Genomic DNA, 12948 nt, shown 5'->3' on the forward strand with positions numbered 1-12948 from the left:
CGGGGTCCATCGCCGGAACCGGTTGCGGCAGGCGTCCTTTACGTCCCTTTTGCCGGGCGGCTACGGTGTCGTCGCGCTGCTAGCGTTCGGGCATCCCGCCGGGCGAACGTGAGAGGGGTCCCTCGATGGATCGCAGGTTGTCCTGGTTCGCCGGTGGGGTGGTGGCCCTGATCGTGGCCGGTGGGTGTGGCCTGGGCGGGAACGACGCCCAGCCCGTCCCGGTCGCGGCCGTGCCCACGCAGACGTCCGAGGTGCCGGCGTCCGAGGCGCCGGCGTCCGAGGCGCCTACCGCCGAGTCGGCCGTCGAGACGGAGTCGCCGTCGCCTTCCGCGTCGACGAAGACGAAGAAGGCGAAAGCGAAGCCGAAACCGTCCCGGACCTCGGCCACGCCGACCGAGGACCCGAACAACTTCCAGCTGCCGGAGTGCGCGCACTACGAGGGCAAGGCGGTCTCGAAGGCCAAGGCCAAGGCGGCGCTGAAGGCCGCGGCGGCCAGGCGGTACTGGCCCGGGTCGGCGCCCGGGCTCACGGTGCCGGGCCGGCTGGTGATCGCCACGGCCTGGCACGAGAGCGGCTGGACCTCGAACGTCGTCAACTGTGACGGTGGTCATGGCCTGATGCAGGTGATGCCGGACACCGAGGCGTTCATCAACCAGCGCTTCGAGCAGTCCTACGACGCGACGGACTACAAGCAGAACGCGGTGCTCGGGGCCAACTACCTCGCCTGGCTCACGAAGGCGTTCGGCGACACGCACTTCAAAGGGTCCTACGACCTGAGTGCCAAGAAGTGCCGGACCCACGCCAGCCCGTGTCTGCTGAACATGGTCATCGCGGGTTACAACATGGGCCGCGGGGCGGTCGACGCCGCGTACGAGGACAAGGAGATCCCCAACCCGGGGTATGTCGACAGCGTCCGTTCGCTGATGACGTCCTGCTTCTGCGACAAGTACTGACCCCTGGGCCGGGTCGGACGCGGTCAGTGGGGCGAGCTATGCTGGTGGGCGAACCTGAGCCTATGCTGCGCCGCTCCATGTTTTTTGACCCATGAACCAGCGCGTTAGTAGAGTCTCGGGGTTGTCGCGCGTTGAGATGCTGGCGAGCTCCTGAATTTGGCCCGTGCAGCACACACTAAGGAGCTTTGCGTAATGCCGCCCAAGAAAAAGACCCATGAGGTAACCCTCGCGCTTGAGGCGGGTAACGCCGCGATGGTGGACCTCGGTAAGATGCTCGGCCCGACGGGCGCCAACATGCGCGCCGTCAAGGTCGAGTACGACGAGGCGACGTCGAAGAACCGTGGCGAGATCATCCCGGTCGTCGTCAGCGTCTACGAGGACCGCTCGCACTCGCTGATCTACAAGACGCCGCCGACGAGCTCCCTGATCCGCAAGGCTTTGGGCATCCAGTCGGGCGCGTCCAACCCGCTGACCCAGACGGTGGGCACGCTGAGCACCGAACAGATCACGAGCATCGCGGAGCGCAAGCGCCCCGACCTGAACGCGAACGACCTCGACGCCGCTATCAAGGTCGTCGCCGGCACCGCGCGCTCCATGGGCGTCAAGGTCGCCGAGTAACCCAGTACTTCACCGACGGCGCGGTTCCCCACGGGGAGCCGCGCCGTCGGCATTGGTGGGCAAGAGCTCAGGCTTTGCCGACGATGTCGTCGATCAGGCCGTACTCCCTGGCCTCCTCGGCGGACAGGCTGCGACCGGTCGACAGGTCGTCCTCGACCCGGCTGCGGGTCTGCCCGGTCACCTCGACGAGACGCAGGATGACCTCCTCCAGCTCCCGCAGGTGCTGCCCGGCGGCGCGGGCGACCTCGTCGGCCGTACCCGTGACGCCGGCCGCCCGGGGTTCCACCAGCCGGAACCGGGCGTGCCGGTATGCCGATCGTTTCCGGGCGGCGGCCAGCACGGCCAGGACCGCACCGCCGGCCTCGGAGGTCACCAGCGCGTGGACCGGGGCGGTCATCGCGTCGATCACGTCGAGGACCGCGTGGGCCGCGTTGAGGTCACCGCCGGAGCTCGACACGTGCAGCTGCACCGGCTCCGGGCCGGCGGCGTCGAGGGTGAGCAGCGCCGCGGCCGTGCCCGAGGCGGTGTGCGTGGTCAGCGGGCCCCGGATCATCACGATCCGCTGGTCGAAGAGGCGTTCCTCCAGCCAGCCGGGGACGCCGGGACCGGCCCCGCCGGGGCTGCCGGGCGGCCAGGAATCGGGCGACGGCTGCCCCGGCTGCCAGCGCATCGGGTCGTGATGCATGTCCATCTTCCCGACTGTACGTATCACCAGCCGCGAGCGCGCCACTCCGCCAGGTGGGGGCGTTCCGCGCCGAGGGTGGAGTCGTTGCCGTGGCCCGGGTAGAACCACGTGTCGTCCGGGAGCCGGCCGAAGACCTTGGCCTCGACGTCGTCGATGAGCGAGGTGAAGTTCTGCTCGCCGCGGGTGCCGCCGACGCCGCCCGGGAAGAGGCTGTCACCGGTGAACAGGTGGGCGATGCCGTCCGGTTCGCGGTACAGCAGGATGATCGACCCCGGGGTGTGCCCCACCACGTGGATCACCTCGAGCGTGCGGTCGCCGACCGCGATGGTGTCCCCGTCACGGACCGGGTCGGTGACCACCGGGATCGCTTCCGCGTCGTCGGCACCGGCGTAGGAGCGGGCGCCGGTTGCTTTGACGACGTCGGCGAGCGCTCCGTGGTGGTCGTAGTGCTGGTGGGTGGTGATCACCGCGGCCAGCCCGGCGTCCCCGATCAGGTCGAGCAGGGTCGCGGTGTCGTTGGCCGCGTCGATGAGGACCTGGGTCCCGTCGGTGGTGCTGCGCAGCAGGTAGGCGTTGTTGTCGAGGGTGCCGACCGAGACCTTGGTGACGGACAGCCCGGTCAGTTCACGGACCGCCGGCGCCGAGCCCCGGCTCACGTTTCCGGTGTAGGTCATGGTCACTTCCATCTCGCGGGTACGGGGAGCTCCCCATCGGGGGCAACGGTCAGGCCGGCGCCGTCCGCGCGGCCGGTCAGCCAGGCGGCGATCGCCCGGCTCGGGCCACCGATCACCGGGGTGCTGCCGGTGACCTCGCCCAGGGTCACCGGGTGGTCGAGGCCCTGGGGGCGCAGGATCAGCGGCGCCGTCCCCGGCGTGGCGTCGGTGGCGACCTCGCGCAGCAGCCGCAGCGCGAACGCGTCCGACCAGTCCTCCGGGGTGTAGCCGGCGTCCAGGTCGACGTGGTGCACCTCCACCTCGCGCAGCCGCGCCCACGGCACCGCCGCCGCGGACTTGCCGATCGAGGGCACCAGGAACGTCCAGGCCTCGGCGGTCATGGCGGCCGCCGCGTCCGCGAACCGCTCGTGGGCGTCGCGGACGTCGGCGATCTGCTCGCTCAACGGCCGGCCGTGACCGGCCTCGATGCCCTCCGCGCGGGCCGTCGGCGTCGGGTACGCGGGTGTCGGCACGCCGGTCCGGGCCCAGGTCAGCAGGTTGGTGTAGGCGTCGGCGTTGCGGGCGACATGCGTTAGCACATGGCCGGTCGTCCAGCCGGGCAGCAGCGACGCCCGGGTCAGGGCGCCGGGTTCCAGCCGCTCGGCGGTGCTCAGCAGCCGTTCCGTCGCCTGATCGACATCGGTCATGAGGACCAGCGGATCCATCGTCACCCCCCAGACCCTAGTCGCCCGGCCGGAATTCGCTTTCCCGGCGGTGGCGCCGACCGTACCGTTCGGGGCAGACGCGTCGGGAACAACGGAGAAGGAGGTAGGGAAGCCGTGCTTCTTCATCACCACAGGGGATCGCTCATGTCTGAACTGCCCGCGCTGGGCTGGGACGCCACTCTCGCGTCCGCCTATCGCCCCTTCGACCGGTCCGACACCGCCGCCGGGCGGGTGCTGCGTGCCGATCGTGGGATCTGCACCGTTTTGGCCGCCGACGGGGTGCACCGCGCCAGCCTCGCCGGCAACCTGCTGATCAGTGCCGCCGCCGACCCGGCCGACCTGCCCTGTGCCGGCGACTGGGTGGTGCTGCGGCGCTGGCCGGACCGGCGGACCACCGTCGATCTGGTGCTGCCGCGGCGGACCGCGCTCGTACGGCGTACCGCTGACAAGGACTCCCGTGGCCAGATGCTGGCCGCCAACATGGACACCGTCGCGGTTGTCGAACCGGTGCACCCGGCGCCGGACGACGGCCGGATCGAGCGCCTCCTGGCCCTGGCCTGGGAGTCCGGGGCGCAACCGATCGTCGTCCTGTCCAAGTGCGACACCGCGGGCGATCCCGGGGCGATCGCGCGCCAGCTCAGCGACATAGCCCCGGGGGTACGCGTCCTGCCGGTCAGCGCCCGTACCGGAGCCGGCCTGGACGAGCTGCGCGAGTTCGTCGCGCCCGGACGCACGCTCGCGTTGCTGGGCCGGTCCGGTGCGGGCAAATCCTCCCTGGTCAACGCGCTCGCCGGCACCGACGTGATGGGGATCCAGGAGATCCGGCGCGCGGACGGCAAGGGGCGGCACACCACCGCCTATCGCAACCTCGTCCCGATTCCCGGCGGCGGTGCGGTGCTGGACACCCCCGGCATCCGCGGGGTGGGTCTGCTCGACACCGGTGGCGGGCTCGAACGGGCCTTCGCGGACGTCGCCGAGGTGGTGGCCCGGTGCCGGTTCGGTGACTGTGGTCACGGCGCCGAGCCGGGCTGCGCGGTCCGCGAGGCGCTGGCGGACGGCACCCTCACGGCCCGGCGCTGGGAGAACTGGCGCAAACTGAGCCATGAGGTCGCCGTCGAGAGCGGCCGCAAGGCCGCCCGGCTCGCCGCCACCAACCGTCGCCGGCCCCGGACGTGACACCGGGGTGACACCGGGCTCTGGCAAACTGCCCGGGTGCCCACGGCCGAGGAGACGATCGACGCGGAACGTCCCGGCGGCGTGCCGGAGCTAAACCGCGGCCGGATGGGGCTGTGGGCACTGCTGAGCTACCCGGTTCTCGCCGTGGTGGTGATGAGTCAGCTCTGGATCAACCCCGCCGGGCGGGTGCTCTCGGCGAACGAGGACGACTACGGCTTCTTCCTGTTCGTGCTGGGGCACGGCGAGCGGGTGCTGTTCCACGGTGACAACCCGCTGTTCACCGACCGGATGAACGTGCCGGACGGCGTCAACCTGATGGCGAACACGTCGGTGCTGGCGCTGACCGTGCCGTTCGCGCCGGTCACCCACGTGTTCGGCCCGGGCCTGTCGCTGGTGCTGCTGCTGACCCTCAGCCTCGCCGGCACGGCTGCGGCGTGGTGGTGGTTGCTCTCCCGGCATCTCGTACGCTCGCCGCTCGCCGCCTGGGTCGGCGGACTGTGGTGCGGCTTCTGCCCGGCGATGGTGTCGCACGCCAACGGGCACCTGAACTTCGTCGCCCAGTTCCTCGTCCCGTTCATCGTGTGGCAGGTGCTGCGGCTGCGCGAGCCCGGCCGGGCCGTGCGGGGCGGGGTGGTCCTGGGGCTGCTGATCGTGCTGCAGGTCTTTCTCAACGAGGAGATCCTGCTCTTCACCGCGATGGCCCTGCTGGTGTTCGTCGCCGCCTACGCCGCGTTCGACGTCGCTCTCGTACGGGAGGCCGCCGCCCGTTTCCTGCTGGGGCTGACAGTGGCCGCCGGCACCGCGCTGGTGTTCCTGGCCTACCCGCTGTGGTTCCAGTTCACCGGGCCGCAGAGCTACGCCGGGCAGCCGTTCGAGCCGGGCCGGTTCGTCACCGACCTGGCCGCCGTCGGCGCGTACGCCCGGCAGTCGCTGGCCGGCAACGCCGCGATCGCCCGGACCCTGGGCGTCAGCCCGACCGAGGACGACTCGTTCTGGGGCCTGCCCATGGTGGTGCTGCTCGTGGTGGCCGCCGTGCTGCTGTGGCGTAACCTCGCCGCCCGGGCGGCGTTCGTCGCCGCGTTCGCGCTGCTGGTCGCGTCGCTGGGGCCGCGGCTGCGGGTGGCCGGGCACGACACCGGCATCGTGATGCCGTTCGCGCTGATCCAGCACCTGCCGATCGTCGACCTGGTCAGCGTCGTCCGGTTCGCGATGGTGCCCTCCACGATCATCGGGGTGCTGCTCGCGCTGGCCGTCGACCGGGTGCCGGCGCTCACCCGCCGGCGGCGTACGGCTTTCTGGATCGGTCTGGCCCTGGCCCTGGTCCCGGTGCTGCCCAAGCCGTTGCCCGCGATCACGTCCGACCCGTTGCCGCCGTTCATCGCGCAGCAGATGTGGCAGCGGTACGTCCCCGAGGGCAGCACCCTGCTGACCGTGCCCGTGCCCGAGGTCACGTTCGGGCGGGAGGGCATGCGCTGGTTCGCGCTCTCCAACCTGGCCTACCCGGTGCCGCGCGGATATTTCATGGGTCCGCAGAATCCGCCGGGCGACCGCACCGGTTCGTGGAACGCCGCCCCGCGGCCCACCAGTGACCTGCTGGTCCGCGCGGAGAGGTACGGTCGGAAGCCGGTGCTCACGGACGCCGACCGGACGGCCGCGGTCACCGACCTCACCTACTGGCGGGCCGCCGCGGTGGTCCTGGAGCCACGCACGAAGAACCACGACCTGCTGCTGGCGGTCCTCACGGACCTGCTCGGATCCGGTCCGCAGCTGGTCGGCGGCGTCCAGATGTGGGACGTCCGGCCGCTCGTTCACCCCGGCGGGTGACGGGAATGACCGGCGTGTCCCGGGCGCTGTCATCTCACGGCGGAAAACTTGTCGTACCCCCTAGCTAGGGTGACGGCGCCCATTGTCCTGACGTAAACGGAGTGGCTGGCTGTGGCCGACCGATTGATCATCCGTGGCGCGCGCGAGCACAACCTGCGCGACGTCAACCTCGACCTGCCCCGCGATGCGATGATCGTGTTCACGGGGCTCTCCGGCTCGGGCAAGTCCAGCCTCGCCTTCGACACGATCTTCGCGGAGGGGCAGCGGCGGTACGTCGAGTCGCTGTCGTCGTACGCGCGGCAGTTCCTCGGGCAGATGGACAAGCCCGACGTCGACTTCATCGAGGGCCTGTCCCCGGCCGTCTCGATCGACCAGAAATCGACCTCCCGCAACCCGCGGTCGACGGTCGGCACGATCACCGAGGTGTACGACTACCTGCGGCTGCTCTTCGCGCGTACCGGCATCCCGCACTGCCCGGTCTGTGGCGAGCTGATCTCCAAACAGAGCCCGCAGCAGATCGTCGACCGGGTCCTCGCGATGAAGGAGGGCACCCGCTTCATGGTGCTCGCCCCGGTCATCCGCGGCCGCAAGGGCGAGTACGTCGACCTGTTCGCCGAGCTGCAGGCCAAGGGCTATGCGCGGGCCCGGGTCGACGGCACGGTGTATCCGTTGTCGGAGCCGCCGAAGCTCAAGAAGCAGGAGAAGCACACCATCGAGGTGGTCGTCGACCGGCTCTCGGTGAAGGACTCCAGCAAGCAGCGGCTGACCGACTCGGTCGAGTCCGCGCTGGGCCTGTCCGCCGGCATCGTGCTGCTCGACTTCGTCGACGTGCCCGAGGGTGACCCCAACCGCGAGCGGCTCTTCTCCGAGCACCTGGCCTGCCCGAACGAGCACCCCCTGGCCATCGAGGATCTCGAGCCGCGGGTCTTCTCGTTCAACGCACCGTACGGCGCCTGCCCGGAATGCACCGGTCTGGGCACCAAGAAAGAGGTCGACCCGGAGCTGATCATCCCGGACGACGAGCGCAGCCTGCGTGAGGGCGCGGTCCAGCCCTGGTCCGGCGGCACCACGCTCGAATACTTCCTGCGCCTGCTCGAAGCGCTCGGCAAGGCGGAGGGCTTCAGCGTCGACACCCCCTGGCGGGCCCTGCCCAGCCGCGCGCAGAAGACGATCCTGTTCGGCTCCGAGGACCAGGTCCACGTCCGATACCGCAACAAGTACGGGCGTGAGCGCTCGTATTACACCGGTTTCGAGGGCGTCATCCAGTGGATCGAACGCCGGCACAACGACACCGAGAGTGACTGGTCGCGCGACAAGTACGAGGGCTACATGCGCGACATCCCGTGCCCCACGTGCGGCGGCACCCGGCTCAAGCCCGAGGTGCTGGCCGTCACGATCGCCGGGAAGAGCATCGCCGAGGTCTGCAACCTGTCCATCGGTGAGTGCGCCGAGCTGCTCTCCGGCATGGAGCTCGACGACCGGCAGAAACTGATCTCCGAGCGGGTGCTCAAGGAGATCAACGCGCGGCTGCAGTTCCTGGTCGACGTCGGCCTCGACTACCTGTCGCTGGACCGCGGCGCCGGCACCCTGTCCGGCGGCGAGGCCCAGCGGATCCGGCTCGCCACCCAGATCGGCTCCGGCCTGGTCGGCGTCCTGTACGTGCTCGACGAGCCGTCGATCGGCCTGCACCAGCGCGACAACCACCGGCTCATCGAGACCCTCGTGCGGCTCAAGAAGCTCGGCAACACGCTGATCGTGGTCGAGCACGACGAGGACACCATCCGCACCGCCGACTGGATCGTCGACATCGGCCCCGGCGCCGGCGAGCACGGCGGTCACATCGTGCACAGCGGTTCGGTCAAGGGGCTGCTCGCCAACAAGGAGTCCCCGACCGGGGCCTACCTGTCCGGCCGCAAGAAGATCCCGATGCCGGCCATCCGCCGCCCGCAGACCGCCGGCCGGGAGCTGGTCGTGCAGGGCGCCCGCGAGCACAACCTGCGCAACCTCACCGTGCCGTTCCCGCTCGGGCAGTTCATCGCGGTCACCGGCGTCAGCGGCTCCGGCAAGTCGACGCTGGTCAACGACATCCTCTACACCGTGCTGGCCAACCAGGTCAACGGCGCCCGGATGGTCCCCGGCCGGCACCTGCGCATCACCGGCCTCGACAACGTCGACAAGGTCGTCGGCGTGGACCAGTCACCGATCGGCCGCACGCCGCGCTCCAACCCCGCGACGTACACCGGTGTCTTCGACCACGTCCGCAAGCTGTTCGCCGAGACCCCCGAGGCGAAGGTCCGCGGCTACGGCCCCGGCCGTTTCTCCTTCAACGTCAAGGGCGGCCGCTGCGAGAACTGCTCCGGCGACGGCACGATCAAGATCGAGATGAACTTCCTGCCCGACGTGTACGTGCCGTGCGAGGTCTGCAAGGGCGCCCGCTACAACCGCGAGACGCTCGAGGTGCGGTACAAGGGCAAGACGATCTCCGAGGTCCTGGAGATGCCGATCGAGGAAGGCGCGGCGTTCTTCGAGGCCATCACCGGCATCCACCGCCACCTCAAGACCCTGGTCGACGTCGGCCTCGGCTACGTCCGGCTCGGCCAGAGCGCCCCGACCCTGTCCGGCGGCGAGGCCCAGCGCGTCAAACTCGCCTCCGAACTGCAGAAACGCTCCACCGGCCGGACGGTCTACGTGCTCGACGAGCCCACCACCGGCCTGCACTTCGAGGACATCCGCAAACTCCTGCTGGTCCTCAACGGCCTGGTTGACAAGGGCAACACGGTCATCACGATCGAGCACAACCTCGACGTCATCAAGAACGCCGACTGGCTCATCGACATGGGCCCCGAGGGCGGCAGCAAGGGCGGCCTGGTCCTGGCCACCGGCACCCCCGAGGAGATCGCCGAGGTCCCCGGCAGCCACACCGGCCAGTACCTGCGCCCCATGCTCGGCCTGGAAGGCGAGCCCCGGGGCGCCGACGCGGCCACCGCCCGCGCGGCCAAGGCCAACGGCACGAAGACAACGGCCCCCACCAAGGCTGCCCCCACCAAGGCAACCGCTTCGAAGGCGGCCGCTTCGAAGACGGCGCCCTCCAGGGCGGCCACGTCGAAGGCGGCGGGCTCGAAGGCCGCTGCGGCGGCGGCCTCGGCCGAGGCGGAGCCGGCGGCCAAGCCCAAGGCCACCCGGCCCCGAGCCAAAGCCGCAACCGCGCCGAAGGCCTGACCCACCCCGGCCCGCTCCACCCGGGGCCGGCCCGCCTTTTCCTTGGCGGATCCGCCGTCCGGGCGGAGAAACTTTAAGGCACAGGTAACTCACAGCTATGGCGTGCGCCCCGTCCGCAACCTGCGAGAACGGGGTGCGCGCCGCTGTGTTCGCCGAAACGCGCCGGAAATCGGCAGTTCCGGGCGGATAATTTCCTCGACGAGCCATGAACCACATCCGGGAGCCGTGCGTATCTACAAGCAACGCCGTGTGACCTCATCACACGGAACAGCGGGTACATCGAAGGGTTTGGCGAACAGATGACTGACGTGCAGATGAGGCCCGAAGCCGAGATCCCGGCCACCGACGAGAAGGCCGCCGGCGTCTCCACGGCCACCTCCCGGCGTGTCGTGCTCACGGGCGCCGGAGCACTCGGCGCAGGATGCCTCCTCGCCGCCTGCGGTACGGACACCACCACCGCCGGCACGACCGGCGCCAACGGCGGCGACTTCAGCAACGACCCCGTCCCGGCCGGCAGTGCCACGGCCGGCGCGAACGGCGGCTCCTCCTCGGGCGGCTCCACGCTCGCCGCGGTGGCCGACGTCCCCGAGGGGGGCGGCATCATCAAGGGTGACTACGTCATCACGCAGCCGCAGGCCGGCACGTTCAAGGCGTTCAGCAAGATCTGCACCCACCAGGGCTGCCCGGTCACCAAGATCGACGGCGACAACATCTTCTGCCCGTGCCACAACAGCACGTTCTCGATCGCGGACGGCTCGCCCACCGGCGGCCCGGCCACCAAGGCGCTGCCCGAGACCAAGGTCAAGGTGGACGGCGACAACGTCGTCTCGGCGTAACCGGTCCATACCGCTCTGACCTGGGGCCGGCCTGGTGGTCACCGTGCGACGGTCACCACGTCCCTGCCGGCAGCGCCGGCCCCACCAGACTTCCCGGCCGGAGGTACGGCGCCGTGGCGGCGGCAACGGGCCTCCGGCCGGGGAAACATGTCAGAGGGTCTCGCTAGTGTGGAGTGGTGCCTGACCCGTCCAGCTACCGCCCGGCGCCCGGGACCATTCCGGACGCACCGGGCGTCTACCGCTTCCGCGACCCGACCGGCCGCGTCATCTACGTGGGCAAGGCCAAGAGCCTCCGCAGCCGGCTGAATTCGTACTTCGCCGACACCTGGACCCTGCACGCGCGCACCCAGCAGATGGTGACCACGGCCTCCGCCGTCGACTGGGTCACCGTCGGCAGCGAGGTCGAGGCGCTGCAGCTCGAATTCTCCTGGATCAAGGAGTTCGACCCGCGGTTCAACGTCAAGTACCGCGACGACAAGTCCTACCCGTTCCTCGCGGTCACGCTCAACGAGGAATACCCCCGGCTCCAGGTCATGCGTGGTGCCAAGCGCAAAGGCGTGCGCTACTTCGGCCCGTACAGTCATGCCTGGGCGATCCGGGAAACCCTGGATCTCCTCCTGCGGGTCTTCCCGGCGCGCACCTGCTCGGCCGGCGTCTTCAAGCGGTCCGGGCAGATCGGCCGGCCCTGCCTGCTCGGTTACATCGGCAAATGCTCCGCGCCCTGCGTCGGCACGGTCAGCGCCGAGCAGCACCGGGCCATCGTCGACGACTTCTGCGACTTCATGGCCGGCCGCACCGACGCGTTCGTCAAACGCCTCGAGAACGACATGCTCGACGCCTCCGAGCAGCTGGAATTCGAGAAGGCCGCCCGTCTGCGCGACGACATCGCCGCACTGCGCAAGGCGATGGAGAAGCAGACCGTCGTGCTCGGCGACGGCACCGACGCCGACGTGGTCGCGTTCGCCGAGGACCCGCTCGAGGCCGCGGTCCAGGTCTTCCACGTCCGCGACGGGCGGGTGCGCGGCCAGCGCGGCTGGGTCGTGGAAAAGGTCGAGGACCTGACGACCGGAGACCTTGTGCACCACTTCTGCACCCAGGTGTACGGCGATGAGCACGGCGAAGGTGACGTGCCCCGTGAGTTGCTGGTGCCGGCCCTGCCCCCGGACGCCGAAGCGCTCGAGAACTGGCTCTCCGAACACCGCGGCAGCCGCGTGAGCCTGCGCGTGCCCCAGCGCGGCGACAAGCGTTCCCTGCTCGAGACGGTCGCCCGCAACGCGGGGGAGTCCCTGCAACGCCACAAACTGAAGCGCGCCGGCGACCTCACCACCCGCAGCAAAGCCCTCGACGAGATCGCCGAGGCCCTCGGCATGGAGACGGCCCCGCTGCGCATCGAGTGCTTCGACGTCTCCCACATCCAGGCGACGGACGTGGTGGCCAGCATGGTCGTCTTCGAGGACGGCCTGGCCCGCAAGAGCGAATACCGCCGCTTCGCGATCCGCGGCAACGCCGACGGCAGCGGCCTCGACGACCTGGCCGCCATGAGCGAGGTCATGCGCCGCCGCTTCGCCCGCTACCGGGCCGACGTCACCGCAGCCGAGCCTGCCCCCGCCGCAGCCGAGCCCGACCGGGCCCCAGCCGAGCCTGACCCAGCCGAGCCTGACCCAGCCGAGCCTGACCCAGCCGAGCCCGGCGGTGGCGACGGGACGGCGGCCAACGACCTACCCGGCATCGACCCGCTGACCGGCAAGCCCCGCCGCTTCGCCTACCCACCCCAGCTCGTCGTGGTCGACGGCGGCCAACCGCAGGTCAACGCGGTGGCGGCGGTCCTGTCCGAGATGGGCATCACCGATGTGGCCCTGTGCGGCCTGGCCAAGCGCCTCGAGGAGGTCTGGCTCCCGGGCGACGACTTCCCGGTCATCCTGCCCCGCACGTCAGAGGCGCTCTACCTGCTGCAACGGGTCCGCGACGAGGCCCACCGCTTCGCGATCACGTTCCACCGCCAGCGCCGCTCCAAGCGCATGACAGCCTCCGGCCTGGACAACATCCCCGGCCTGGGCGAAACCCGCCGCAAGGCGCTGCTCCGCCACTTCGGCTCCCTCAAACGCCTCGGCCAGGCCACCCCCGAGGAGATCGCCGAGGTCCCCGGCATCGGCCGCCGGACAGCGGAAGCCATCCTCACCGCCCTGGACGGCGAGACCACCCCCAAGCCGGCGGCCGGTGCCAAGCGCGCAGACGGCGCCGAGGCCGCGGAGGGTGCCA

The 12948-nt window shown here is 70.4% G+C and carries 8 protein-coding genes and 2 pseudogenes; 7 read left to right on the top strand and 3 right to left on the bottom strand.

The window, feature by feature from the left end; all coding sequences use genetic code 11:
• The first annotated feature begins 125 nt into the window (after positions 1 to 125).
• Entirely contained in the window at positions 126 to 953 is an 828-nt protein-coding gene (locus tag ACIA6A_RS15140) for a transglycosylase SLT domain-containing protein (RefSeq protein ID WP_396098198.1), read from the top strand.
• 192 nt (positions 954 to 1145) lie between these two features.
• Entirely contained in the window at positions 1146 to 1571 is a 426-nt protein-coding gene (locus ACIA6A_RS15145) for an uL11 family ribosomal protein (protein WP_396098199.1), read from the top strand.
• Between the two features lie 67 nt (positions 1572 to 1638).
• Here ACIA6A_RS15145 and ACIA6A_RS15150 read toward each other — a convergent pair whose 3' ends face one another.
• The 3 genes from ACIA6A_RS15150 to ACIA6A_RS15160 are packed head-to-tail and all read right to left on the bottom strand — an operon-like array spanning position 1639 to position 3640.
• The gene (locus ACIA6A_RS15150) at positions 1639 to 2262 is read right to left on the bottom strand and encodes an ATP-dependent Clp protease proteolytic subunit (protein ID WP_396098200.1); all 624 of its coding nucleotides are present in this window, start codon (positions 2260 to 2262) and stop codon (positions 1639 to 1641) included.
• Between the two features lie 17 nt (positions 2263 to 2279).
• Positions 2280 to 2930, bottom strand: a complete 651-nt coding sequence (locus ACIA6A_RS15155; RefSeq protein ID WP_396098201.1) for an MBL fold metallo-hydrolase — start codon at positions 2928 to 2930, stop codon at positions 2280 to 2282.
• Between the two features lie 2 nt (positions 2931 to 2932).
• Complete coding sequence (locus ACIA6A_RS15160) at positions 2933 to 3640, bottom strand: maleylpyruvate isomerase family mycothiol-dependent enzyme (RefSeq protein ID WP_396098202.1); 708 nt, start codon at positions 3638 to 3640, stop codon at positions 2933 to 2935.
• Between the two features lie 138 nt (positions 3641 to 3778).
• Between ACIA6A_RS15160 and rsgA the strand changes: the two genes are divergently transcribed.
• The 5 genes and pseudogenes from rsgA to uvrC form a co-directional block, all read left to right on the top strand.
• Entirely contained in the window at positions 3779 to 4810 is a 1032-nt protein-coding gene (gene rsgA, locus ACIA6A_RS15165; protein ID WP_396098203.1) for a ribosome small subunit-dependent GTPase A, read from the top strand.
• A gap of 36 nt (positions 4811 to 4846) precedes the next feature.
• Positions 4847 to 6634 (top strand): hypothetical protein, encoded by a 1788-nt coding sequence (locus ACIA6A_RS15170; protein WP_396098205.1) that lies wholly within the window; start codon positions 4847 to 4849, stop codon positions 6632 to 6634.
• A gap of 111 nt (positions 6635 to 6745) precedes the next feature.
• Positions 6746 to 9730 (top strand): annotated as a pseudogene (gene uvrA, locus ACIA6A_RS15175) (excinuclease ABC subunit UvrA); the annotation flags it as partial.
• A 422-nt stretch (positions 9731 to 10152) separates the two neighbouring features.
• Complete coding sequence (locus tag ACIA6A_RS15180; RefSeq protein ID WP_396098206.1) at positions 10153 to 10689, top strand: Rieske (2Fe-2S) protein; 537 nt, start codon at positions 10153 to 10155, stop codon at positions 10687 to 10689.
• 176 nt (positions 10690 to 10865) lie between these two features.
• Positions 10866 to 12899, top strand: a pseudogene (gene uvrC, locus ACIA6A_RS15185) (excinuclease ABC subunit UvrC); the annotation flags it as partial.
• Between the last annotated feature and the right edge of the window lie 49 nt (positions 12900 to 12948).

Source organism: Actinoplanes sp. NPDC051494, from assembly GCF_044454705.1.
Classification (GTDB): domain Bacteria; phylum Actinomycetota; class Actinomycetes; order Mycobacteriales; family Micromonosporaceae; genus Actinoplanes.